This is a genomic window from Mesorhizobium humile (assembly GCF_033977215.1).
In the GTDB taxonomy this organism is placed as follows: Bacteria; Pseudomonadota; Alphaproteobacteria; order Rhizobiales; family Rhizobiaceae; genus Mesorhizobium; species Mesorhizobium humile.
In genome coordinates, this window is record NZ_JAVIIV010000026.1 from 22,581 (window position 1) to 46,906 (window position 24,326).

At 63.9% G+C, this 24,326-nt stretch carries 25 protein-coding genes; 9 read left to right on the forward strand and 16 right to left on the reverse strand.

Features of this window, described 5'->3' with window-relative positions:
• Positions 1–20 precede the first annotated feature (20 nt).
• From RFM52_RS28305 to RFM52_RS28315, 3 genes are read right to left on the reverse strand one after another with little or no spacing between them, the layout of a single operon-like run.
• Positions 21–740: a response regulator gene (locus tag RFM52_RS28305; RefSeq protein ID WP_040989639.1), complete on the reverse strand. Its 720-nt coding sequence runs from the start codon at positions 738–740 to the stop codon at positions 21–23.
• On the reverse strand, positions 727–1,257 hold the full coding sequence (locus RFM52_RS28310) for a MarR family winged helix-turn-helix transcriptional regulator (RefSeq protein WP_430699204.1): 531 nt from the start codon (positions 1,255–1,257) through the stop codon (positions 727–729). Before RFM52_RS28310 ends, RFM52_RS28305 begins: the two co-directional genes overlap by 14 nt.
• A gap of 20 nt (positions 1,258–1,277) precedes the next feature.
• Entirely contained in the window at positions 1,278–1,517 is a 240-nt protein-coding gene (locus RFM52_RS28315) for a hypothetical protein (protein WP_320293398.1), read from the reverse strand.
• Here RFM52_RS28315 and RFM52_RS28320 point away from each other — a divergent pair.
• The 3 genes from RFM52_RS28320 (at position 1,516) to RFM52_RS28330 (ending at position 3,630) form a co-directional block, all read left to right on the forward strand.
• Positions 1,516–2,409, forward strand: a complete 894-nt coding sequence (locus tag RFM52_RS28320) for a branched-chain amino acid aminotransferase (RefSeq protein ID WP_320293399.1) — start codon at positions 1,516–1,518, stop codon at positions 2,407–2,409. The genes RFM52_RS28315 and RFM52_RS28320 overlap by 2 nt on opposite strands.
• A 147-nt stretch (positions 2,410–2,556) precedes the next feature.
• Entirely contained in the window at positions 2,557–2,859 is a 303-nt protein-coding gene (locus RFM52_RS28325; protein ID WP_320293400.1) for a hypothetical protein, read from the forward strand.
• A gap of 132 nt (positions 2,860–2,991) precedes the next feature.
• Complete coding sequence (locus RFM52_RS28330; RefSeq protein WP_320293401.1) at positions 2,992–3,630, forward strand: MBL fold metallo-hydrolase; 639 nt, start codon at positions 2,992–2,994, stop codon at positions 3,628–3,630.
• Between the two features lie 236 nt (positions 3,631–3,866).
• Here the strand turns inward: RFM52_RS28330 and RFM52_RS28335 are convergent, their stop codons facing one another.
• The 3 genes from RFM52_RS28335 to RFM52_RS28345 all read right to left on the reverse strand — a co-directional run bounded on the left by RFM52_RS28335 (position 3,867) and on the right by RFM52_RS28345 (position 5,254).
• Positions 3,867–4,298, reverse strand: a complete 432-nt coding sequence (locus RFM52_RS28335; RefSeq protein WP_320293402.1) for a BA14K family protein — start codon at positions 4,296–4,298, stop codon at positions 3,867–3,869.
• 291 nt (positions 4,299–4,589) lie between these two features.
• Positions 4,590–4,802: a cold-shock protein gene (locus tag RFM52_RS28340; RefSeq protein ID WP_006202521.1), complete on the reverse strand. Its 213-nt coding sequence runs from the start codon at positions 4,800–4,802 to the stop codon at positions 4,590–4,592.
• 239 nt (positions 4,803–5,041) lie between these two features.
• Entirely contained in the window at positions 5,042–5,254 is a 213-nt protein-coding gene (locus RFM52_RS28345) for a cold-shock protein (protein WP_006202520.1), read from the reverse strand.
• 437 nt (positions 5,255–5,691) lie between these two features.
• On the opposite strand from RFM52_RS28345, the gene RFM52_RS28350 reads away from it, so the two are divergent.
• Both RFM52_RS28350 and RFM52_RS28355 read left to right on the forward strand, forming a co-directional pair.
• Positions 5,692–6,078 (forward strand): Kazal-type serine protease inhibitor domain-containing protein, encoded by a 387-nt coding sequence (locus RFM52_RS28350; RefSeq protein ID WP_320293403.1) that lies wholly within the window; start codon positions 5,692–5,694, stop codon positions 6,076–6,078.
• 192 nt (positions 6,079–6,270) lie between these two features.
• Positions 6,271–7,911 carry a tetratricopeptide repeat-containing sulfotransferase family protein gene (locus RFM52_RS28355; protein WP_320293404.1) on the forward strand — a complete coding sequence of 547 codons (1,641 nt, stop codon included), beginning with the start codon at positions 6,271–6,273 and terminating at the stop codon, positions 7,909–7,911.
• A 269-nt stretch (positions 7,912–8,180) separates the two neighbouring features.
• On the opposite strand, the gene RFM52_RS28360 is transcribed toward RFM52_RS28355, so the two are convergent.
• From RFM52_RS28360 to RFM52_RS28390, 7 genes are all read right to left on the reverse strand, one after another.
• Positions 8,181–8,534, reverse strand: coding sequence for a DUF1428 domain-containing protein (locus RFM52_RS28360; protein WP_320293405.1), 354 nt, complete (start codon positions 8,532–8,534; stop codon positions 8,181–8,183).
• Between the two features lie 194 nt (positions 8,535–8,728).
• On the reverse strand, positions 8,729–9,145 hold the full coding sequence (locus tag RFM52_RS28365) for a VOC family protein (protein WP_320293406.1): 417 nt from the start codon (positions 9,143–9,145) through the stop codon (positions 8,729–8,731).
• Positions 9,146–9,293: 148 nt separating this feature from the next.
• Positions 9,294–9,476 (reverse strand): hypothetical protein, encoded by a 183-nt coding sequence (locus RFM52_RS28370; protein WP_320293407.1) that lies wholly within the window; start codon positions 9,474–9,476, stop codon positions 9,294–9,296.
• A gap of 93 nt (positions 9,477–9,569) precedes the next feature.
• The gene (locus RFM52_RS28375; RefSeq protein ID WP_320293408.1) at positions 9,570–9,959 is read right to left on the reverse strand and encodes a nuclear transport factor 2 family protein; all 390 of its coding nucleotides are present in this window, start codon (positions 9,957–9,959) and stop codon (positions 9,570–9,572) included.
• 100 nt (positions 9,960–10,059) lie between these two features.
• Positions 10,060–11,586, reverse strand: coding sequence for an ABC-F family ATP-binding cassette domain-containing protein (locus RFM52_RS28380; protein ID WP_320293409.1), 1,527 nt, complete (start codon positions 11,584–11,586; stop codon positions 10,060–10,062).
• A gap of 432 nt (positions 11,587–12,018) precedes the next feature.
• Complete coding sequence (gene uvrB / locus RFM52_RS28385; protein ID WP_320293410.1) at positions 12,019–15,153, reverse strand: excinuclease ABC subunit UvrB; 3,135 nt, start codon at positions 15,151–15,153, stop codon at positions 12,019–12,021.
• Positions 15,154–15,522: 369 nt separating this feature from the next.
• On the reverse strand, positions 15,523–16,776 hold the full coding sequence (locus RFM52_RS28390; protein WP_430699205.1) for a hypothetical protein: 1,254 nt from the start codon (positions 16,774–16,776) through the stop codon (positions 15,523–15,525).
• Between the two features lie 140 nt (positions 16,777–16,916).
• Between RFM52_RS28390 and RFM52_RS28395 the strand changes: the two genes are divergently transcribed.
• Both RFM52_RS28395 and RFM52_RS28400 read left to right on the forward strand, forming a co-directional pair.
• Positions 16,917–17,960 (forward strand): CapA family protein, encoded by a 1,044-nt coding sequence (locus RFM52_RS28395; protein ID WP_430699215.1) that lies wholly within the window; start codon positions 16,917–16,919, stop codon positions 17,958–17,960.
• Between the two features lie 360 nt (positions 17,961–18,320).
• Positions 18,321–19,292, forward strand: a complete 972-nt coding sequence (locus tag RFM52_RS28400; RefSeq protein ID WP_320293413.1) for a DUF3137 domain-containing protein — start codon at positions 18,321–18,323, stop codon at positions 19,290–19,292.
• Here RFM52_RS28400 and RFM52_RS28405 read toward each other — a convergent pair.
• Entirely contained in the window at positions 19,199–19,747 is a 549-nt protein-coding gene (locus tag RFM52_RS28405; protein ID WP_320293414.1) for a YegJ family protein, read from the reverse strand. The two genes, RFM52_RS28400 and RFM52_RS28405, sit on opposite strands and share 94 nt — an antisense overlap.
• Before the next feature lie 210 nt (positions 19,748–19,957).
• Here RFM52_RS28405 and RFM52_RS28410 point away from each other — a divergent pair, with 210 nt between their 5' ends.
• The gene (locus RFM52_RS28410) at positions 19,958–20,584 is read left to right on the forward strand and encodes a hypothetical protein (RefSeq protein WP_320293415.1); all 627 of its coding nucleotides are present in this window, start codon (positions 19,958–19,960) and stop codon (positions 20,582–20,584) included.
• A 65-nt stretch (positions 20,585–20,649) separates the two neighbouring features.
• Here the strand turns inward: RFM52_RS28410 and RFM52_RS28415 are convergent, their stop codons facing one another.
• Positions 20,650–21,165, reverse strand: a complete 516-nt coding sequence (locus RFM52_RS28415) for a hypothetical protein (protein WP_320293416.1) — start codon at positions 21,163–21,165, stop codon at positions 20,650–20,652.
• A gap of 141 nt (positions 21,166–21,306) precedes the next feature.
• Complete coding sequence (locus tag RFM52_RS28420) at positions 21,307–22,440, reverse strand: hypothetical protein (RefSeq protein WP_320293417.1); 1,134 nt, start codon at positions 22,438–22,440, stop codon at positions 21,307–21,309.
• 903 nt (positions 22,441–23,343) lie between these two features.
• Between RFM52_RS28420 and RFM52_RS28425 the strand changes: the two genes are divergently transcribed.
• A complete protein-coding gene (locus RFM52_RS28425; protein ID WP_320293418.1) occupies positions 23,344–24,282 on the forward strand; it encodes a diacylglycerol/lipid kinase family protein in 939 nt (312 codons plus the stop codon).
• Positions 24,283–24,326: the final 44 nt, after the last annotated feature.

The following is a 24,326-nucleotide window of genomic DNA, read 5'->3' on the forward strand; positions in this document are numbered from 1 at the left end:
AAAGGGCCTTCGACGGTAGTTTATTCGACGCTGAGCCGATACCCAATACCGCGCACCGTCTGCAGCCATACCGGATTGGACGGATCGCGCTCGATCTTGCGGCGCAGCCGGTTGATCTGCACGTCGATGGTGCGTTCGCCGACATCCGATTCATCGCCCACTAGCTCGTGGCGCGGTATGGTCTCGCCCGCCCGCGCGGCGAAGATCGCGAGGATCTCCTGCTCGCGGTCGGTCAGCTTAAGCGCTTCGCCGCCGCGCTTCAATTCGCGCTTGGCGATCTGGAACGTGTAGGGCCCGAACACCAGCTGCTCGACCTTCGGCGTGGCCGCCGGGCCGCCACGGCGCAGAATGTTGTTGATGCGCAGGATCAGTTCGCGCGGATCGAACGGTTTCGGCAGGTAATCATCGGCGCCGGCTTCCAGTCCGGTGATGCGGCTGTCGGTCTCGGACAGCGCCGTCAGCATCAGGATCGGCACATTTTTCTCGGCCCGCAGCGCCTTGGTAAGGTCGACGCCGGTTTCACCCGGCATCATGACATCGAGCACCAGTAGGTCGAAGTCGAGGCCGGCGAGCTTGCGCCTGGCCTCGCCGGAATTGCCGGCCACGGTGACGCGAAAGCCGTTCTCGGACAGATACTGCTTGAGCAGGTTGCGGATACGCGTGTCGTCATCGACAACCAGAAGATGCGGCGCGTCATCGTCGGGCGCTGCCGGATGATCGACCTTCTCAATGGTCTCCATGGTTCTTCCCCGATGTTTGCGCAGGCACAATGTCGATCTGCGCTCTTAGTTCCGGATTGACCATCGCTTCCAGGAAGCGCTCGATCGTGGCGCGTTCGGTGGCTCCGGAATCCTCCAATGCCGCACGGATGCGGCGCGACTGTGGCCGCGCCAACGCCAAGGCCAAGGCGCGACCCTTGGCGGTCGGGTAGAGTTCGCGCTGCCGGCGGTCGCGCGGACCTTGCACCTGGACGATATGGTCGGTGTCGATCAACTGCTTCAAAACCCGCGCGAGGCTCTGCTTGGTGATCTTCAGCACATCGAGCAGTTCGGCGACGGTGAGGCCCGGCCTGCGGTTGACGAAGTGCAGCACGCGATGATGGGCGCGGCCGAAGCCGTAGTCGGCCAGTATCTGGTCCGGGTCGGAGGTGAAATCGCGATAGGCGAAGAAAAAAAGTTCGATGATGGCGAAGTCGATGCCGTCCTCATCGGCGATCGCCGTCCTGATCGGTTTACCGGCTGCGGGGCTCGTCATCATTTCTCCATGCGAGGCGGGAATTATGTCAGTACTATTGACGTAATTTCCGGGCAATGATAATTTTTGACAAGCTTTTCGGCGGATTGCGAACGAAAAGGCAAGGGGAAGCCGTTTTTCCGGAACTTCCTGAGTTTGCCACGGATTGAATATCCGCCTACGCTTTCAAGCATTGGCCAGCGTTTCGGATCCTGGGCGAGGCCGGTGCGAAAGGCTTTAAAAACACCACGATTTGCGGGCGCCTGCCCGCGGGAGGTTTCCATGGCATCCGTTCCCTTCGATCAATTGGACGGCTTCATCTGGATGAACGGCGAGTTCGTCAAATGGGCCGACGCCAAGGTCCATGTGCTGACCCATGGCCTGCACTATGCAAGCGCCGTCTTCGAGGGCGAGCGCGCCTATGGCGGCCAGATCTTCAAGCTGACCGAGCATAATGAACGCCTGCATGAATCGGCGCGCCTGCTCGGCTTCAAGATTCCCTATCCGGTCGCCGAGATCGACGAGGCCTGCCGCACGCTGCTGAAGAAGCAGGGTTTCCAGGACGCCTATGTGCGCCCGATCGCCTGGCGCGGCAGCGAGCAGATGGGCGTCTCGGCGCAGAACAACCGCATCAACTGCGCCATCGCCATCTGGCAGTGGCCGAGCTATTTCGATCCGGCGCAGAAGCTCAAGGGCATCCGCCTCGATGTCGCCGAATGGCGCCGGCCCGATCCGCGCACCGCGCCGTCCAAGTCGAAGGCCGCCGGCCTCTACATGATCTGTACGCTGTCCAAGCACGCCGCCGAGGCCAAGGGCTACGCCGACGCCATGATGCTCGATTGGCGCGGCCAGGTGGCGGAAGCCACCGGCGCCAACATCTTCTTCGTCAAGGACGGCAAGATCCATACGCCGACGCCTGACTGCTTCCTCGACGGCATAACCCGCCGCACCGTGATCGGCCTGGCGAAGGATCGCGGTTTCGAAGTGATCGAGCGCCCCATCATGCCGGAGGAACTCGAAGGTTTCGAGCAGTGCTTCCTCACGGGCACCGCCGCCGAGGTCACGCCGGTTTCGGAGATCGGTCCGTACCGATTCGAGGTCGGCGAGATCGCCAAGACGTTGATGAACGACTATTCTGCCGCAGTGCAACCAAAGCATGCGATTGCCGCAGAATAGCGTTTAGTCACAGCTTTTTTATGCAACAGGGGCGGTTTTCGAGCCGCCCCTTTTATTTAAGCTTTCGCGCATTTGACTTTCGAACGGTTCGGCGTCTCATGGTGGTGTCGGCCCGAGGAGGCTGGCGGCTATGGAGGGACCAGTTACATGGATACGAACACGATTGTTCAGATCGTTGTACAGGTGATTGCGGGTGTTATCGGCGGACAGGCAGTAGGTGTGGCACTGAAGCAGGCGGCGATGGGCCAGCTCACCAAAATTCTCGGCGGCGCGATCGGCGGCGTCGGTGGTGCAGCCATCCTCGGTAGCCTGCTCGGCGGCGCCGATCCGGCAGCAGCCGCGGGAGCGGCGGGAAGCGCGATCGATCTGAAGAACATCCTTGGAGGCGCCGGCGGCGGCGCTATCTTGACCGGTATCATCGGCGCGGTCATGGGCGCGATGAAGAAGTAAGGCCTGCCACTTCAGGTTTCAAAATGGGCGGCTTCGGCCGCCCATTTCCTTTTGCGGACTATTCGCGTCGGCCGACGGTGGACGCGGCACGCCATGGCCTCTACATCACGGCTACATCTCGAAAGGAAAGCCATGGGTCAGCTCAATGCCGGCATCGTGCCGGTCACGCCGTTCCAGCAGAATTGCACCATCCTGTTTGACATGGACGACAAGACGGGCGTCGTCGTCGATCCCGGGGGCGATGTCGACAAGATCCTGTCGGTGCTGAAGGACAATGCCATCACCGCCGGCGCCATCTGGATCACGCACGGCCACATCGACCACGCCGGCGGCGCGATGGAGCTCAAGGATGCGCTGGGCATCGACATCATCGGCCCGCACGAGGCCGACAAGATGTTGCTCGACAATCTCGAGAACCAGGGCAGGCGCTACGGCATCGCCGGCGTGCGCAACTGCGTGCCGGACCGCTTCCTTGCCGAAGGCGAAACGGTGTCGTTCGGCAATCATCAATTCGAGGTGCTGCATTGCCCGGGGCACGCGCCGGGCCATGTCGTCTACTACAACCGGGCGGCCAAGTTCGCGCATGTCGGCGACGTGCTGTTCCGCGGCTCGATCGGGCGCACCGATCTGCCCGGCGGCGACCATGCCGCGCTGATCGCCTCGATCAAGGGCAAGCTCCTGCCGCTTGGCGACGACATAGGTTTCATCTGCGGCCATGGCCCGGGCAGCCGTTTCGGCGATGAACGGCGGACCAATCCGTTTCTGACCTAATGCATGTCGCGCAAAAGTGACCTCGGTTTTGCGGCAACGACATGCATCAAACAAAGGACCTAAAGCGCGTCGCCTGAATCCGTTTCAGCGCGATGTGCTTTAGGCTGTGCCGACGGAACCCGTCGCCCTCGGCTCGGCCTGACCTGAATCCCGGCGCAGCCATCATTGGCGAGTGCTTCAAAAAAAAAGCGCCGCCGGAGGCGACGCTTTTCTTGGGGAGGGAACCCTGGGTTGGCTTAGTTGGCGACGCAGAAGTGCTGGTCGCCGTCATTGCCGGTGAAGGTGCCGGTCCGCGAGTTGAAGCTGCGGTAGCGGTCCGAGCAATACTCGTACCAGGCGCGGGTCCACGGCTCGGCATAGCGGTCGGCATAGACGGTACGCGGCTGCACGTAATAGCGCGGCTGCTGCACGTAATAGCGACGCACCGGCCGGTCGACATAATAGTCGTCACCATAGGCCGGTTCGTAATAGCGCGGCCCGGGGTTGCTGAGCGCGCTGCCGATCAGGGCGCCCGCCGCGAGGCCGACAACGCCGGCGGCGAGGGCATCACCGCCACGGTCGTGATGATGGCGCCAGCGCCAGTCATCGGCATTGGCCGCCGAGAAGGTGACCAAGGTGGTCGCGGCAATGCCAACGCTCAGGATGGCGGTCTTGAGAAAGCGGTTCATTTTCGGTCTCCTTCGCGCCGGCCCGCGCATTTTTTTGGGGGATACAGACCGGCTTTAGCAAAGGTTAATAGAAGACCTTGGCTGAACGGAGGCTGAACGGAAATCGGCGCAAACGATTTTTCGTGGCCTGGCGATTTTTCGTGGCTTGGCGATTTTTCGAGCCCGGGCGACTTTTTCGAGCCTGGGCGATTTTTTCGAAGCCGGGTCGACTTTTCCGGACCTGGGCACAATCCATTCCGGGCGGGAGCGGTCCCGCCTCAAAAGCTTCCGTCGGATCCGTCGTGAGCCGGCTTAGCCGATCGACAGATTGACGGCCTTCGGACCCTTGCCGCGCTTGTCCGGCTCGGTGTCGAATGTCACTTTCTGCCCATCCTCAAGACCGGGAAGGCCCGACGCCTGCACAGCCGAGATGTGGACGAAGACATCCTTCGCGCCATCATCGGGCGTGATGAAGCCGAAGCCCTTGGCATGGTTGAAGAATTTGACGGTGCCGGTCTGCGGCATGGGAAACTCCTTTGATCCCATCAAGTCAAGTCTCGGGCCGGCAAAACTGCCCGAGAGGAAATTTGTCCTTTATTTTAGCGCTATCGGCAAGAGAAAGTTTTCGCCTGCCGATGCAGGCATTTGCGCGCAAAAAAAGGCGCGACCGTTTCGGTCGCGCCTTCGCAATTTCAGGCCTGTCCAGAAGCCGGTTCACGATCCTGCCGCATCATTGCATCCGCAAGGACAGGCGGTTCCGGCGATCAGGCGGCGCGCAGGTTGACCGCCTTCGGGCCCTTGCCCATGCGGTCCGGCTCGACGTCGAAGGTGACCTTCTGGCCGTCGACCAGCGTGCGCAGGCCAGAGGCCTCGATCGCGGAAATGTGGACGAACACGTCCTTGGCGCCGCCATCCGGCGTGATGAAGCCGAAGCCTTTGGTGGCATTGAAGAACTTTACGGTACCGGTCTGGGCCATTGGGGAAAACTCCTTCACCCGTGTCAGTCTTGTGGTTTGCCCGCTGCCTCGCGCCTTGGGCAAATCCTGGTGGTTGCTTCGGCGGTCATGCATTCGCGCATGGTCAAACCCCCCGCCGAAAAACGGGGTTGTCAGAGATTCACACTTATCGGGGAAAGGTCGTCCAAAACGTTCCGCTCTCCGGGTCGCAAATGCCCGAACATGGTTTTTATTACACGGAAACGTGAAGGTTGCAATACGACGCTCGCGGGCGGCCCGCGGCGCGTCCAACGCTGGGGTCTCGATAGACCCGGCCTCTTCACCGGTCATCGGCCAGAGACGGGCCAAGCATGGGCCAGCGCGAGGCTGCTCTCGGCTCCACAAACGGTGGTTGCGTTTGTGGCGGGGAATGCGAGGATCGCGAGCCGGCGTCACGCGCCGGGATGGAGAAGGGACATATGCGGTTTCTTGCGGTCTCGCGGCAGGGCATCGTCATTTTCATGCTGTCCGCGCTGCTGGCGGCCTGCACCCTCGTCGTCGACGATGGCCCGCGCCCGCGGCCGCCCCAGCCACATCCGCAGCTCTGCACCATGCAATACCAACCGGTCTGCGCCCGGCGCGGCGGCGACCGCCAGACCTTCGCCAATGCCTGCCTGGCTGAAACGGAAGGCTACCGCATCGTGCGCGAAGGTCCTTGCCGCGACGGTGGTGGTGGGGAGCAGACGTTCTGCACGCGCGAATACGCGCCGGTTTGCGGCAGGCGCCACGGACAAGTGCGCACCTTCCCGAACGCATGCGAGGCGCGCGCGGCGGACTATCGCATCGTCGGCGACGGGCCCTGCTGAGAAGGCGGCGGCGTCCACCTTCGCGAATGGATACCGCGCTGGGCGCTGACGCTTTGTCTTGAATCTCTTGCCCGCATGGCTTAGGTCCGGCGGACCAACAAACACGGCAGGTTTCCCATTAACAGAGATCACAGAAGAGCGGCAAACGCCGGTGGCAGGCCAGGTGGCTCGGCCAGCCCGCTCGACCCGTATGTGCAAAAGGCGCTGCAACTGCATCAGGCAGGCCGGCGCCAGGAGGCCGAGGCACTCTACCGGCAGGTCCTGGGGCAGCAGCCAAACCATGCCGCCGCGCTGCATTTCCTCGGATTGCTGCTGCACCAGACCGGCAGGAGCGAAGAAGGGCTCGACCTCATCGAGCAGTCGGTGACCTTGCAGCCCGAGAATGCCGACTTCCTCAACAATATGGGCACGGTCATGCGCGACCTGGGGCGCATCGCCGCCGCGGTCGATTTCTTCCGCGGCGCGGTGGATATCCGGCCGGACCAACTGGCCGCGCGCGACAATCTCGGTTCGTCGCTGAAGCAACTTGGCCAGTTTGACGCGGCCGAGGAGATCTATCGCGGCACGATCGGCCGCAACCCGTTCCATGTCCGCGCGCGCATCGGCCTTGCCGAGACGCTGCAGGAAGCCGGACGGCTGGACGAGGCGATCGCGCTGTTTCGCGAGGCGCTGTCGATCCGGCCGAAGGACGCCGAGCTGCTCTACGGGCTGGGCGTCGCGATGATGGAGAAGGGCAAGCTCGACGAGGCCGCCGATCTCGCGCGCCAAGCGGTGGCGATCGCTCCCGCCATGGCCAAAGCCTGGCTTCTGCTGACACAGGTCAAGCGCCAGACCGAGCGCGACAAGGAACTCTCCGGCATGGAGGCCGAGCACGCCAAGGCGCCGCAGGGCAGCCTCGCGCGCATGCAGCTCTCCTTCGGCCTGGGCAAGGTCAATGACGACCTCAAGGATTATGGCCGCGCCTTCGACTATTTCGCCGAGGGCAATGCCATCCGCCGCAAGGTCATCAACTACGATGCAGCCCGCACGCGCAACGAGTTCGAGGCAATGAAGGATGCCTTCGACACGGCCTTCTTCGAGAAGCACAGGCCAAGCGGCATTTCCGACGACACGCCGATCTTCGTCGTCGGCATGCCGCGTTCCGGCACCACGCTGGTCGAGCAGATCATCGCCAGCCACCCCCAGGTCCTTGGCGCCGGCGAGTTGAACATCCTGAAGACGGCCGTCGGCAAGCAGTTTCCGATGAACATGCCGGGCGGCTTTCCCGCCGGTATCGCCGACGTGCCCGACAAGGCCTTCGCCGAAGCCGGCCAGGCCTATCTCGACATGCTGCATGCCCGCTATCCGGGCTATCGTCATGTCACCGACAAGATGCCGGGCAACTTCCTGCTGGTCGGCTTCCTGCACATGATGCTGCCGAAGGCCAAGATCGTCCATTGCGCGCGCGATGCGGCGGCGACGTGCCTGTCGATCTTCAAGGTGCATTTCCGCGGCGACAGCCACCGCTACGGCTACGACCTCGGCGAGCTCGCCGACTTCCATAATCTCTACACCGACATCATGGCGCATTGGCACAAGGTGCTGCCGGGCGTCGTGCACGATGTCCGCTATGAGGATTTCGTCGCCGACCAGGAAGGGCAGACGCGGGCGTTGATGGCGTATCTCGGCCTGCCTTGGGACGACAAGGTGCTGTCGTTCCACGAGACCGACCGGCCGGTGCGCACCGCATCGGCGGCGCAGGTGCGCCAGCCGATGTATCAGGGCTCCGTCGATCTATGGAAGCGGTATGGGGATAAACTCAAGCCGCTGCTGGACAAGCTCCAGAACGGATAGGGCGGCATTATACCGGTAGGCCGTTTGCTCTGAGTCATCGCAGACCTTCGAGATTAGCCGCTGCCTCGCAATTTCGTCATTCCAGGGCGAAGCAGGAGCGAAGCTCCATCGCGGAGACCCTGGAATCCATGCCGTTACCTGCGCGAAGATTGCAGCGGAACAGAATTCTGGACCGTAGCGGCGCCTCTATGTCACGGCATGGATCCTCGGGTCTGCGCAGGAGCTCCGCTCCTGCTCCGCCCGTGGATGACGACCGATGGGCCGCCCGACTACAGCTCCATGAACGGCTGGAAGCCGCCGAAGATCATGCGCTTGCCGTCGAATGGCATGGCGGACCAGTCCATCTTGAGACGCTCATCGGCCATCACCTTGGCCATGACCGCGTCGCGGCTCTGTCTGGATTCGTAGACGACCCAGGAGAAGATAACGACCTCATCGTCCTTCGCCTGCACGGCGCGCGGGAACGAGGTCAGCTCGCCGTAAGGCACGTCGTCGCCGACGCATTCGACATAGGCGAGCGCGCCATGCTCCATCCAGACGGCGCCGCCCTTGTTGGCCAGCTTCTTGTAGTCGTCGAGATTTGCCTTCGGCACGGCAAGCACGAAACCATCGACATAGGACATGATGAAACTCCTCGGTTGGGTGCAGCTCTCCCTTCTCCCCCTGTGGGAGAAGGTGGATCGGCGCGCAGCGCCGAGACGGATGAGGGGTGTTCCAGCTTGGCGCCAAGCTTACCCCTCACCCGGATTGCCAGCCGAATTGCGAAGGGCAATTCGGGGCAATCCGACCTCTCCCACAGGGGGAGAGGTAGAAGGGCTCACTTCACCGGCGCGTTCATCGCCCAGGCGACGCCGAAGGGGTCTTTCACCTGGCCCCAGCGGTCGCCCCAGAACATCACCTGGAGCGGGGTGACGACCTCGCAGCCGGCATCGACCGCGCGCTTCCACCAGGCATCGATATCGTCGCTGCCGAGATGGAGCTGCAGCGTATAGCCCTGCGCCGCCTGGTGCGGATGGCCGTGCTCGGGATAGGCATCACCCAGCATCAGCGTCGAGCCGTTGACATAGAGATGGATGTGCATGGTGCGGCCCTTGTCGTCCGGCGGATAGGCGAACACTTCCTCCGCGCCGAAAGCCCTCTTGTAGAATTCGGCGGCGTTGATGGCGCCGTCGACCTGCAGGTAGGGGGTCAATCCGCCAAGGACCTTGGCGCGGGGCGGGGTCTGGTCGTTCATTCTCGTGTTCCTCTTCACGGGTTGATCTGGTTTGCCACCCAAGGACGGACGAAGCGGCGGCGATCCTACATGCCTCTCGAAAATTTTCTAAAGGGCCGGTTCCCGGCAGTCCGGGCGACCGGAGAACAATCGCATTGGATATGCCACTTTATATGACCTTCGCCGAGAACGTGGCGGCGCGGCGGCTGTCGCGCGTTTCGAAGATTTCCGGAAAGCCGATGTCCTTGCGCAGTTCGGCGGGCAGCGAAAGCAGGATGCGCTCGCTGCGATGACGGGCACGCGCAGCGGCATAGCGGTTGGCGAGGCGGCCGATGGACGACAGTACCGACATGTTGGTTCTCCCTGGTTGATGCCGGCATCATCGTGTCGGCGTCCCAAGGACGAGGCGGCAGCAGGCGATCCGACAGATCGCTGCGATCTTTTTTCAGAACACCGACGCGGCCAGCGCGGTGTCGTAATATTCCACCATCTCGACGATCTCGCCGTCGCGCACCGTCCAGAAATCGGCGGTGCGCATGATGAACTCCTCGCCGGTGGCGCGTCGCGTCATGTGGATCTCGACCTGTGCCGCGACCTTGTCGCCGCCGTCGACGATCTCGACCGGGACGAAGTGCCGGTATTCGAAGTCGTCGTCGAGCGCCAGGAGCCTGGAGAGGAATTCCTGCTTGCCGTGCGCGGTGCCGGCATGACGCGATTGCCGGGGATCGGCAATCCAGCGGAACACGACATCCTCGGCGCAATGCGCGAGGGCGCCCTCGATGTCACGCTCCGCATAGGCCTGGTAGAGATTGCTGACGATGTCCACTGCACGCATGGCCCGTTCCCTCCATGTTTGAGCAATTCAAGATGCTCCTTTTTTAGCAGATGGAAAAGTATTGCCGGGCCGGCGGTGCCAGCCCAGCAGATATTGTCTCTCAGTTCGGCGTTTCGGCGACCGAGCGGAAGAATGCCTCAGGGTCGTCGACCTCGGTCAGTCGCCGCCTGTCGATCAGCCAGAAGCGGTTGCCGACGGCGCGGATGAAGGAGCGGTCATGCGAAGCGAGCAGGCAGCTCGCCTGATGCTTCAACAATTCGTCCTCCAACGCTTCCTGGCCGTCGATGTCGAGATGGTTTGTCGGCTCGTCGAGCAGATAGAAATTGGGATGGACGAGCCGGAGCACCAGCATCATCAGCCTCGACTTCTGTCCGCCGGACAGAGCGCCGATCTTCCGATCCTGCATCTCGATCGCGACGCCGGCGCCGGCGAGCAGCGAGCGGGCGCGTTGCTCGCCGACCTCGAAGCGGCGCGAGACCATCGTAAGCGGTGTGTCGTCGCCATCGATGCCCGACAGCGCCTGGTCGCTGTAACCGAGCACGGTCGACGGCGTCACCTTGATGTCCGCGACCGAACCCGGCTCGGCGATGGCGTCGCGGATCATCGCGATGAAGCGCGTCTTGCCGACGCCGTTGCGGCCAAGCAGCACGATGCGATCGCCCTGGCAGATGTGGCGCTTGCCGGTCCTGAGCAGCAGCGTGCCGTCAGGCGTTTCGACCGCCGCGTCCTCCAGCGTGATCAGCACCTTGGCGTGGGTGCCGCGGTTGGCCAGCTTGATCGCGCCGGCCGAGCGCTCGCGATGCGCCGCCACGGCGGCATCCTCCAGCTTCTCGGCCCGCTCCTTGAGCTGCCTGGTCTTCACCGTCAAAAGGTCGCTGCCGGAATTGATGCCGATATTGTTGAGTTTGGCGGCCTGCTTGCGCAGCTGCTGGGCGATCTTGATGTCCCGCTCGAACTTGCGCGCCGTCGATGCGTCGAGCTCGTCGAGCGCCTGCCGGGCGCGGGAATAAGGCAGCGCGAACACCGACGAGTCTTCGGGACGCAGGAACAGCGTGCGGTTGGTGGTGGCGTCGAGGAAGGCACGGTCGTGGCTGGCGATGATCACCGGCACCTCGCGCGGCAGCGCGTTCAGCCATGTTTCCAGCTGGCTGATCCTGACGAGGTCGAGATGATTGGTCGGCTCGTCGAGCAGAAGCACGTCCGGATCGGTGACCCAGACGCGCGCGATCAGTGCCAGCCGCTGCCAGCCGCCGCTCAGCGCGCGCATCGGCCGGGCGCGCATGTCTTCCGGCACTTCGAGTGAATCCAGCACGACATCGACGCGCCAGAGCTCGCTGTCGCGCTGCTCGGCCGGCAAGGCATCGGCGACGACGTCATGGAAGCTGCGGCCGAGCAATGCGTCAGGGACGGATTGCTCAACATGGCCGACGCGCAGGCCACGCGACCGGGTGATGTCGCCGAAGGTGGCTTCGAACTCGCCGGCCAGGCATTTGAGAAGCGTGGATTTGCCACGGCCATTGGCCGCGACGATGCCGAGGCGATCGCCGGCGGCGACGGTGAGGTCGAGATTGGAGAAGAGCGGCGCACTCATGGTGACGCCGAGGGATTTGAGGCTGATCAGGGCCATGTCGATTTCTCTGGTCTGTCCGGAAAATCCGGCGAATGCACTTTGACGGCGCGCCGGCAGACCATCAGGCCAAGCTCAGCGACACCACGAAGGGCAGACCAAAAATCGAAGCGGGGGAAATTCCCGGACCGTCCTGGTCAGCCCTGCAAGCAAGCTCGCAGGGCGCAAATCGGGCCACGCTGACGATGGTGGTAATAGTTCACGCAGCCCTCCTTCAGGATGTTCGAGACGAGGGATGGGTACACCGGGGGAGGGGTTGGTGGCAAGGGCGCTTTACCTTCTCCCCTTGTGGGAGAAGGTGGCCGAGCGAAGCTCGGTCGGATGAGGGGTGTTCCAGGGAACGCAAACGTCTCACTCCGCTGGAACACCCCTCATCCGTCTCGGCGCTGCGCGCCGATCCACCTTCTCCCACAGGGGGAGAAGGAAAAGGCGCTACTGCCCCGGCCGCCCGGTCTTGCCCGGCCGTCGTTTCTGCCGGCGCTCGTCACCCGGGTCTTCGTAGGAACCGATGCCGGCGCGCTGGCGAACGATTGGTTTAGAGGAGTCGTCGCGTTCCTTCGCGCCCCCCTCTGTCCTGCCGGACATCTCGCCCATTTGGGGGGAGATCGGCTTTGGCTTCGCCGGCACTTTTCCCTCGACCGGCTTTTCCGTCCGCCGCACCGTCATTTCGTCGAGCGAGTTCTTGCGGAACAGCGGCTTGGTGCGATCGCCGGGAATGCCGAAATCGGAACCGTGCGCTTCGGACGCCGACTGTTTCTTGAACAGCGAGCGCGACACCGCGCCGGCCGGGGTTGTCATGTCCGTGCCTGGCCCCATGTCGTCGATCGACGGCTTGGCGAACAGCGGCTTCTTCATCGGCACGGCGCCGTCGGCGCCCATCTCGTCGAGATGCGGCTTGCGGAAGAGGTTGGGCCGGGCAGCCTTGGCCGCCTCCTCGGCGGCGCGGGCTTCGTCGAGTTGGCGGAAGCGCTCCTGTTCCTCGACCGTACGATGTTTGGCCACGCCCTTGTTGTGCTTGCCCTTTTCGCGGCCCGATGCGGGACTTTGGCTTTCCACCTCGCGCGCCAGCGGATCGTCGGAGATGGCAAGCTCCATCTCGCGCAGCCGCTTGATCTCGTCGCGGACGCGCGCGGCCTTCTCGAAGTCCAGATTGGCGGCGGCATCGCGCATCTGCTTGTCCAGCGCCTCGAGATGGGTTTTCAAATTGTTGCCGATCATCGCACCGGCATCGTCGGTGAACTGCGAGATGTCGGCGCGGACATGGTCCTTCTCGTAGACCGAGTCGAGGATGTCGGCGATGCGCGACTTGACCGATTCCGGCGTGATGCCGTTGGCGGTGTTCCACTCCATCTGCTTCTCGCGGCGGCGGTTGGTCTCCGCCATCGCCCGCTCCATCGAGCCGGTGATCTGGTCGGCGTAGAGGATGACCTTGCCGTCGACGTTGCGGGCGGCGCGGCCGATGGTCTGGATCAGCGAGGTTTCCGAACGCAGGAACCCTTCCTTATCGGCATCGAGGATGGCGACGAAGCCGCATTCGGGAATGTCGAGGCCTTCGCGCAAAAGGTTGATGCCGACCAGCACGTCGAAGGCGCCGAGGCGCAGGTCGCGCAGGATCTCGATGCGTTCCAGCGTGTCGATGTCGGAATGCATGTAGCGGACGCGGATGCCGTTCTCATGCAGGTATTCGGTCAGGTCCTCGGCCATGCGCTTGGTCAGCACGGTGACCAGCGTGCGATAGCCCGCCCGGGTCGTGTCCCGGATCTCGCCGACGACATCGTCGACCTGGCTCTTGGCCGGACGCACCTCGACCGGCGGATCGATCAACCCGGTCGGGCGGATGACCTGCTCGGCGAAGACGCCGCCGGACTGCTCCAGTTCCCAGCCGCCGGGCGTCGCCGAAACGGCCACCGACAGCGGGCGCATGGCGTCCCATTCCTCGAAGCGCAGCGGCCGGTTGTCCATGCAGGAGGGCAGGCGGAAACCGTATTCGGCAAGCGTGGCCTTGCGGCGGAAGTCGCCGCGATACATGCCGCCGATCTGCGGCACGGTGACGTGGCTCTCGTCGATGAAGATCAGCGCATTGTCCGGCACATATTCGAACAAGGTCGGCGGCGGATCGCCCGGCTGGCGGCCGGTGAGATAGCGGGAATAGTTCTCGATGCCGGCGCAGGAACCGGTCGCCTCCAGCATCTCCAAATCGAAGCGCGTGCGCTGTTCGAGCCGCTGCGCTTCCAGAAGACGGCCAGCCTTTTCAAGCTCTTGCAGGCGGTGCTTGAGCTCCTCCTTGATCGACTTGATGGCTTGATTCAAGGTCGGGCGCGGCGTCACATAGTGCGAGTTGGCGTAGATCTTGACGCTCTTCAGTTCGCCGGTCTTCTGCCCGGTCAGCGGATCGAATTCGGTGATCGACTCGATCTCGTCGCCGAACATCGAGATGCGCCAGGCCCGGTCTTCCAGGTGAGCCGGAAAGATCTCGATCGTGTCGCCGCGCACGCGAAACGAGCCGCGCACGAAGTTGATGTCCTGGCGCTTGTATTGCTGGGCGACGAGGTCGGCGAGCAGGGAGCGCTGGTCGAGCCGGTCGCCGACCTGCATCTGGAAGGTCATCGCCGTATAGGTCTCGACCGAGCCGATACCGTAGATGCAGGAGACCGAGGCGACGATGATGACGTCGTCGCGCTCGAGCAGCGAGCGCGTCGCCGAGTGGCGCATGCGGTCGATCTGCTCGTTGATCGAGGATTCCTTCTCGATATAGGTGTCGGTGCGCGGAACGTAGGCTTCCGGCTGGTAATAGTCGTAGTAGGAGACGAAATACTCGACCGCGTTTTCGGGGAAGAATTTCTTGAACTCGGCGTAAAGCTGCGCGGCCAGCGTCTTGTTGGGCGCCAGGATGAGGGCGGGGCGCTGCGTCTCCTCGATCACCTTGGCCATGGTGAAGGTCTTACCCGAGCCGGTGACGCCGAGCAGCACCTGGGTGCGGTCGTTCCGGTCGACGCCTTCGACGAGGTCCTTGATGGCGGTCGGCTGATCGCCGGCCGGCTCGAAATCCGATACCATCTTGATGGCGATGCCGCCTTCCGACTTTTCCGGCCGGGCGGGTCGGTGCGGCGTCCAGAGCTGGCCGTCCTTGTGCAGCGGATTGCCGGATTCGATCAACGCCGACAGTGCCGCGACGGTCGCGGTGACGCTGCTCGAGGAAACCGACTCGGCGTCCTCCAAGCTGATGTCGAGGCCGGCCACCGGGTTGAGGCCGGCAGCCGCGCGTTCCTTCGCCGACGCCGCGCCGCCCATCGAGGTGCCGCGCGCCGTGCGTCCGGGCGCCGAGGAACGTTCGGGTATCTTTTTCGGTGCTTTCGCCTTCGGCTGCTTCTCCGCCTCGCGCTCGATCTGCCCGGCCCAATCGGAGATCGAGCCGGTCAGCGGCGCGCCGGAAAACTCTGCCTGCGGCGCTTCGGCGAAGCCGCCTGGGTTCAGCGGTTCGGCGGCGTCGAGGAATTCGGTCAGCGGGTTGCGCCGCTTCGGCGCGCCGTCTTGCGAAGGCGTCTTCTTGTCAGGATGTCTGGCCATGACCCCGAATATGGGTGGACTCGGCCAAAATGGAAAGGGCCGATTGATTGGGCGCCGGCCGAGCGCGGACGCTGCTGACAGAAGGCTGTCAGGAGAGACGTCATGACTTGGTGAGCCGGGTATCGTCTACCGCCGACGTTGCGGTCGCGGCAAGCGCCGCGGCGATGCTGCGTGTTGCAGGCCGCTATGGGCCACGAGCGCTATTGGTTGTCGCCACCTCGAGGATTGGGTTCCCGCCAGAGGCGGGGGAGAGGTGTCCGCGAAGCGGACGGAGAGGGTTCTTCGCAGGGCGCTCCCTCTCCGTCTCGGCTTCGCCGAGCCACCTCTCCCCCATTGCATGGGGGGCGCGGAACCCAGTCCTGCCATGTCTCAGTTGAACCACAGCGCAAAGGTCAAAAATCCGGCGCCGCCGAACTGGCGCTGGATCTGGTCGAAATCGTCGCTGCTGAGGATCTTGCCGCTTTCGAGATAGGGCGCGATGCCGGGGCCGGTGATCGACAGCACCAGATCGAAGGGTTTCGGCTCGTCGAAGAAGCGCTTCATGTTGATGCCCTTGCCGGTGATGCGGAAATGCGGCAGCAGCACGCGGCCTTCGAGCAGGTCCTCGGCCACCGTCAGCGTGGCCAGCCAGGCCTGCACCTGTTCCTCGCCGACCTCGAGGCCGGTCAGTGGGTTGATGCCCTTCTGCTGTGGTCCCGGCAACCATTCGCGGTCGTTGTCGGTCTCGGCCAGGATTGCTTTCCAGTTCTCGCGCGACAGCCGGATCATCTCCAGCAGGTGGCGGCGCGCGGCCTGCCGGCGTTCCGGCTCGATCACCGGCCAGTTGACGAGATGCACCAACGAGATGAAGTCGGCGAAGCGCCATTCCGAGGCGAACATGTTGCCGCTCATGCCGCCGTCCGGCGGCACCAGTGCGTCCTGTAGCGGCAGTTTTGCCCGCGGGAAGAGCATGTGGAAGGAGCCGTCGAAGGCATTGCGGAAATCATGCGCCAGCCAGAAATCGGCCTGCGCCATCAGGAATTCGGCGTAGCCCTGCAGCCAGAAACCGTCGGCGCGGTCGAAGCGGAAGGTGAGCGAGGGCGCGGTATTGCTCGTGTCGATGCTGCCACGTGAGAGCGACGCCATGATGGCGGCGAAGCTTTCGTCTGGCGCAATCACGCCGTCTTCGTTGAGATCGATACCGGCGCGGGTGAGGTCGACAACCATGCCGATGTCGGCGTTGGCTGGGACTGAGCCGAGCGTGGCGGCGGATTTTTCGAGCCGGTCGCGGAAGGCGACCAGGATGGCTCGGAATTCTTCGTAAGTCAGCGGCTGCGGGTTGGGATTGTCCGGCACGGGCAACCGCATCAGCGGCAGCATGAAGGATTTCGGGCTCTCGAACCCGTGGCGATGCAGGCCGCCGGCGAGGAGCTCAAGTGCGGTGAAGAATTCGCCGGCGCCGGCCGCATAGGCCGCTGCCGGGTCCTTGGCCGCTGCCACCTCCAGCGTCGCCAGCGCAGTGTTCCGCTCGGCCACGCTTTTCGCTTCGAACATCGACTTGGCCGCGTCCGGCATCTCCGCCCAGGCGAAGGACGCCGGCAGGAACATCGACAGGGCAATTGCAAACACTGCTTTGAGCGACATCGTCATCGTCCTCCACTGCGCGGGGCGCGGTGAGCATACACGTATTTTGGCCAGCCCGAGATATCTGCCGCGGGATCACTCGGCGGCCGGCTTCAACCGGCCCGTCAGACAGTCTACACAGGACAAAACTGGACGTGTCCGTGTCGAATTATCCGCTCTCCTACAAGCTGTCGTGGCTGCCTCGCCTGCTGAGACCGTCGCTTGCCGGCGACCGGAACGGTTTGGCAGCGCCCGCGGCGACGTTGATCGATCCGCAGCCCATGCGGAAGGCACGGGTGGCCTTCGTTGGCGACATTTCGGCGGTCGCCAATCGCGATGCGCCGGAATGCGATCCGGCGATCGCCGCGCTGCTTTCATCCGCCGACCTCGTGGTCGGCAATTGCGAAAGCCCGATCGTCGAACGCCCACATGCGGCAATGGGCACGTGGCTTGGCACGCATCACGCGATGAGCGAGCGTTTCCTGGCGCATGCGCTGAAAAATGCCGGCATCGCGCGCGACAGGCTCGTGCTGTCGCTGGCCAACAATCATGTGCTCGATCAGGGCATAGCCGGTTTCGAGGAAACGCTCGCGGCGCTCAGGCGGCTCGGGATTCGAACCATCGGCACGGTTGCGGGCGGACCGGTCCAGCGTCATGCCGCCGGACCGCTGGCGATCGGCTTTGCCGCCTTTACGCTCTGGCGCAACACGGACGCCGCGCCGTTCGAGGAGCGCATCTCGAGGCGTGCGGCCGAATGGCCGCTCGACGCTGTTGCCGGCATCGACCTCGCCTGCGCGGTGCCGCACTGGGACTGGGAGTTCCGGCACTTTCCACGGCCGGCGACGCGGGCGTTGGCGAGGCGGCTCCAGGATCGCGGCGCGCGGCTGATCGTCGGGCATCACTCCCATGTCGTGCAGCCCGTCGGGCGCATCGGCGGCAGCGTGATCGCCTATGGCCTTGGCGATTTCCTCGGCACTGCCTTTGCCAGGCTGCCTTGGCCGGCACGCGTCGGCTCGATATTCGTCGTCGATGTCAGCGCCGATCCGGCCACGCGCGGCGCGATTGCCGCCTACAGGATGCATTTCTTCATGCGGTTGCGGGCAGGCAGCCATGAGCGGCTGGTGCCGGTCGAGGCCCTGGATGGCGCGCTCAAGCCGCGGGTCGCTGGCCGGCTGGAGGCGATTTTTCCTACCTTGAGGGACTAGTCCCCTGGCACAGAGTGCGTTGGCAGATCCCATGCTTGGCGATTGGCTGAAACGCCCGTCGCGATCGTCATCCACGGGCGGAGCAAGGAGCATAGCGACGCGCGCAGACCCGAGGATCCATTCCGTGACTTGGAAGCGACGCGCGTAGACCCTAGAATGACGAGGTCCGGCAGCCTTCAGCTCATCGCCAGCGTTTGCGCTGACTACCCCCAACGGACGTTGATAACCTTGCCCGCCGACAGGCCTGCAATCTTTCAAAATCCCTGTGTTGGGGAACTAGCCGCCTACCGCCGCGAGCGCAGGCGACTTTCGCGCGAAAGCAGCTATCATAGCCCATCTCAGCGGCGGCCGGGGGTGGCCATGGAAGCAGCGGATTTCATGCCGAGCGAGGCGGTGATCGCGGGCATCAGGCGCGGCATCGAGGACTATGAGGCGAAACGGGCGTCGGCCCAGCGGCAGGTGCGCTGGCGGGTGCCGGTGTTCGTCGGCTTGGTCGTCTTCTTCGTCGCGCTCATTGCCTGGCTGTTCAACGCCGCCGCCGATCCCCACGAACAGTGGTTCTCGACGCCGCATGTCTTTCTCTACCTTGGCGGCATGGTCGCGGCGATGGTGCTCTATTTCCGGGCGCTGAGGCCGGCGACGCGGCTGCAGCAATCCTTCCGCGACACGCTGCTGCCGCTGATCTTCGGCTTCGTGCGCGATGTGCGCTACCAGCGCGGCGTGCGGCCGAACTCTTTCGACAGGATGCCGCGCGAAACCGTCGGCGCTTTCAACCGGCAGAGCTTCGACGACATCATTTCGGGACGCTATGAGGATTTTGCGTTCGAGCTTTACGAGGCGAAGCTCTGGGAAGGCTCGGGCAAGAGCGAGACGGTTGCCTTCAAGGGCGTCATCGTCGCGTTCGAGACCATCGAGCCGTTCCCGGGAACGCTGGTTGCGGCGCGCAAGGCCGGTAAGGTAACGCACTTCTTCCGCGGCATGTTCGCCTCGAAGATGCAGGAGCTGTCCTCCGGCGTCGAAGACCTCGATGCCACCTATGAATTCCGCACCGACAATGTCGAGGCGGCGCGGCCGCTGGTGACCGGCCGGATGGCGCAGGCGCTGACCTGGCTACGCGAGACATGGCCCTACGATCAGGCGCGGGTGGCGCTCAGCGGCAGCGACGGCTTTCTGTTGATGCCGCGATCGAAGAACTTCTTCGAGCTGCCGGATATTGCGCAGCCGATCGATTACACCATTCATGTCGCGCCGATGATCACCGATCTCGGCGCGATGCTGGCAACGGCGGCGCTGGTGCGCAAGATCGGCGCGAGGGACGAGGCGGCCGGGTAAGGTTCAGCAATCGAAGCCGTATGCAGAACGCAGGTTATCCGCCTCTTCCTTCGACATCTTCTTGAGCATAACGCAGACGGTAAGCTGCCGACCTGATGGCCGTTTTTGGTGTAGCCCCAGTCGGAAATATCGTCCCTGGTGAATTCGATGTTCTGGCCGAGGACGACGTTGCGGACGATTTCCGGTTCGTTCGCCAATATGCCGACGAGGCCGGTGTCGGTCCGCTTGAATGGTATGACCCAGAAATGCTCCGTCGCATTGCCGTCGACGATCATCACCTTCAGCTTGAACTTATCGGTTCCCGGCAGCGGAGCATCGGACAAAGCCAGGAATTCATCCAGGCCGGATCGCGCCTTCTCGATTGCCGCGGCCATCTCGGCGTCGTCCGAGGCGATCATCATGGCCTTGTCGTCGCTTTGCGCCCAAGCATGCAAAGGAGCGAGCGCCAGCAGCAAGCATAGCGCGATACGAATGGCAATTGTCATGACACCCCCCGGTCAAGGCCAATATCCTTGCGCATTATTTTCGAGCAATGTGTCGGCTTTATCAATCAGAGAACCGGCCCACGCCAATTGTCATCGGGGAATGATAAGGAAGCGGCTTCGGCTGCCGAAACGAGGCCGCCATCGAACGCGGTGATCAGAACTGCGCGGAGAGGACAGGATATGCGACTGAGATTAGCGGCAGCAGTGCTCGCGGTGATCGTGCTTTGCACCGGACCAACCCGTGCCGACGACCCGAAGGCGTTCAAGCTGACGATCGACGGCGTGACGGTCGACATCGATCCGGGCGAGGATATCGACGTGACGCTGCCCGGCGGCAAGACCAGCAAGGTGCGGATCGACCACAATGATTTCGCGACCTTCTCGGGCGGCACATTCTCCTTCGTCCATCCGAGCACCAATTCGGTCACCAAGACCGATCTTGGCGACGGCATCGCCCAGTATCTGATGGCATCGGCGCTCGGCACCCTCGTCGTGGTGCAGAAATACGACAAGATGAACCCGGTCTCCCTCACCCAGCTGATGCTGCAGGAGATGACCAAGGAAACGGTCCGGGCGGGTGGACAGCTGACGCAGCGGCCGACGACCCGCAAGCTCGCCGACGGCAAGGAGTTGACGGGCCTCAAGGCCACCGTGAAGACGCGCACCGACAGTGCGGATTTCGAGATCGTCGGCTTCGGCACCGTCGATCAGGGGCTGCTCTTCATCACGCGCATCGGCGACCAGGACAACGCCACCGAACAGCCGCTGATCGACAAGTTCTGGGAGACCTTGAAGATCAAGCTGTAGGGCGCGTGACGATGTTCAGGTGAGGCCGGCTTAACTCGAGTCTCGACACGCCTTGTTGGACAGGCTCACAGCCCGGTCAGACCGGCCAGCCAGTTCGCCGAGCGCTTCGCCGCGTCCACCGTTGCGCCGGCGGCGCGGCTGAGATCGGTCTTGACCACGGCATAGCCGGCCGTGGTGCGGTAGAGCACGGCGCGTCCGCCATCGACCGACCCGTCGAAGGCCACGGGTTTCGCGGCCTCCGTTTCGCTGGCGGTCACCGTTCCACCGACCGGGGCGCTGGGGCGATGGTCCAGCTCGGGCGGCAGCGGGGCGATGGTTTCGACGACGCGGTTCCTGGGCTTCAGATCCGGTCTGGAGGCTTTCGCGGCAAGCTCGGACGACGAGGCCGAGCCCTTGACGCGGCAGATGCCTGAAACCAGCGGATAGTTGAAATTGCGCTGGTGCAGCATCTGGCTCTTCATCGCCGCCTCGCAGTCGGCGATCGTCGACCATTTGGCCGGCGTCTCGCCGATATACTCACAGAGCTTGGCGTCGCAGTCGCAGCCGACGATGGTCATGGCGACAAGGGCGGTCTTGATCACGGTCTTGTCCCTTCGAATTGCCTCCCAATCCCCAATCGCATCAATCCATGCCGAACAAGGCGGGATTTGGCCGCGATTGTGAAATGTGGATGACGGGACGTTTCCGAAGGTTGCTCAGCCGGCCACTGTGACCGAAATGCCTCAGTCGTCGGCGTAAACATGTTCCAATTTGGCACCGGCCTTGGCCAGAGCCGGCAGGACCAAATGCAGCTTGCGCACGGCGACGGTCAGCGCGATGCGGCGCGTGTCGGGCGATACCGGGATCGGCTGGTTGAACAGGATGCGCGAGCCGTCGGGAGCGGTGATCTCCGCGCCCGCGGTCACCGTGATCATGATCTCGTCGTTGCCGCCGATCTCGACGAAGGAGATGCCCTTGTCGATGAGGCGCAGGAGCATCCCGGTGAAGGCCTGCGAGCGGCTGGTGACGAAGATGGTGCCGTCGCCGCCGAGATCGCGCTCGAGGAGCGTGTCCGGCTCGTTGCGCGCCGCCTCGCCGACAGGGCCTTTGGCCCAGACATGGATATCGGGCGGGCTCGGGTCGCCGGCGCCGGCCAAGGCCGATTTGCCGAGATCGGCGCCCCATTGCTTGACCGTGTCGGCCAGGCCGAAGGCGAGCTTGCGTTCGCTGGTGCGGATGGAGTCGTCGCCGGTGGCGGGCTCGACCGCAAACAAGCCGGCGCGCTTTTCGGCATAAGGAAAATCGGTCCAGGGTCCGGTGTCGAGAAAGGCGGCGTAGTCGGCGGCGACCTTGGCCTGGTAGATGTCGGCCGCGACGCGCTTGCCGGCGGTTGCCTCGGTCACCCGGCCGACCGTGTTCTCGTAGGCCCACTGGGTGGCGTAGTCGATCGTCAGGCCGGTGCCGATGAGCGTCGGCACGACGTAATCGAGGATGTCGATGCCGCGAGCGGAAGTCACACGGGTGATCGTTGCGTAGTCCTGCCAGCAATGGCCGACATAGGCCCAATAGGGAAAGCCGCTCGGCTGATCCTTGCCGACAAAGGCAGCGTAGTCGTGCGCGGCATGGACGGCCGCCCATTTCGGATAGGCGAGCCATGCCGCCTGCCCAGGCACCTGATAATCCCGTGTCGCCTGTCTCACCTTCGCAGCGAGCTGTGCCGGCGGAGCATCCTCGGCGATGCCGGGCAGTGGGGTCTTGTCGAGCGCCGGGGTGGTGAGAAAGCCGTAGGCCAGTCCCAGAACCGGGATCAGCACCACGAGAACGATCAGCCAGAGGATTGTCTTGATGAGCCGTCTCAGCCAGCGCAGCAGGAACATGTCAGGCCGCGCCTGGATCGAGGGGCCGGCATATCGGCATGCAAAGACCGGCACGGTCGGCGAAGATGCCGGCGACGGCAAGCTTGCGGATCAGCGGCATGAAGCATCCCCCTTCACGTCACGCTGAACGTTAGCCGATTTTAGCGCGGGGAACAGCCCGGTTGGGCAACAAAGGCGAAAGAGGTTCCCGGCGCGGGCGAGCCTCGCGCACCACTCGCCTGCCTGATGGCGCACGGCAGCGATCGGTGGGAAAGCTGTCCCAAAAAGACAGTTGGCGCTGGGATTTCTCCCAGCGCCTCCCTGTCAGATCAGGAACCGGTTGAGGCAGCAACTTCCGTAAAGTCGTCGCGCCAGGCCAGCCTTGATTTTGACGGTCCTGCCAGTCGCCACCCGAGGGCAGCTCCCGTTCCAGACCACGCCGATCTCCACCCTTGCGGGCTTCGCCCAGCGTGCCATCGAAGGTTTTTCCCGGCCTTCATGGCAGCATCGGTCCGCCGTCGGCGTTGGCACGCTTTCCGCGGCACCCGTAGGTCTCGGCATCCGTCCCTCCAACAGGCAAGCCTGCTCTCGTTCTGGGCCGTACGGGCCTCAGGAAATCCGCCTTGCGCTTTTGCCTTTCGGCTGGGGCGTTCAGTGGCCGCCTGAGATGGGTTCAACGTACGCCGGGTAAGGGGTTTGGGGAATGCCGGTGAGCCTGTGGATAGCGGGATTATCGGGGACCAATGGCAAAAGCCTCGGAATCCGCCGGCCGAACCCCTTAGACAGCCTGCCCCGCTTTTTTAGCAACCTTGGATGTTGGAGCCTTGCTCCGCCGCCCGGTCCGCGTTTCAATACCGGCAAAAGAGTTTGGTCGCCAGAGCGGGTGCCGCCGCGTATTTGCGACGAGCCTCGGGGGAGGTCGGCTTGAAGGTCGGGGTGGTTCTCAATCCGATTGCCGGAGGCGGCAGGCTCAAGCGTCATTGGGCGGAGGCGGCGGCCTCGCTCAAGACGAATTTCGGCGATTTCGACCTGCGCGAGACGCAAGGCGGCGGCGACGCCGAGCGGCTGGCGATCGACCTTGCCGCCGGCGGATGCGACCTGGTGATCGCGGCCGGCGGCGACGGCACCGCCAGCGAGGTGGCCGACGGGCTGCTGCAGGCGCGGCAGGAGACCGGCCGCGAAAGCGCGCTTGGGCTCCTGCCGTGCGGCACCGGCATCGACTTCGCGCGCGGGCTTGGCCTGCCGCGCGGTATCGATGCGACACTGAAGCGGATCGCCGAGGCCGAGGGCCGCAAGATCGACGCCGGACGCATTTGCTACATCGACGACCATGGTGCGCTGGCCAGCCGCCATTTCATCAACATCGCCAGCCTCGGCCTGTCCGGCGCGACGGATCGCGCCGTCAATGCCGACAAGCGCAAGGGCAGGGCCTCGGCCAAGGCGCTGTTCTTCTGGCGCACGGTGCTCGAGTTCGTCCGCTACCGCTTCCAGGATGTCCGGATCACCATCGACGACGGCGAGCCGGTCGAGGCGCGCATGGCGCTGGTGGCCGTGGCCAACGGCAAATTCTTCGGCGGCGGCATGATGATCGCGCCGGACGCCGAGCTCGCCGACGGCCAGTTCGACATCGTCATCCTGCGCGCCGCCGGCAAGCTCGGCCTGATAAGGGACATCCGCCTGCTCTATGGCGGCCGGCATCGCAATCATCCGTCGATCACCATCCTGCGTGGCCGCAAGGTGCTGGTCGAGCCGCTCGGCGATATCGAGAAGAATAGCGCGCTGGTCGACATAGACGGCGAGTCGCCAGGCCGGATTCCAGCGACCTTCGAGATCCTGCCCGGTGCGCTGACGCTGAGAGGTTGAATCAACTGGCTGAGAGGCTGATTCAATGTTTGTGGTCAGGCGAT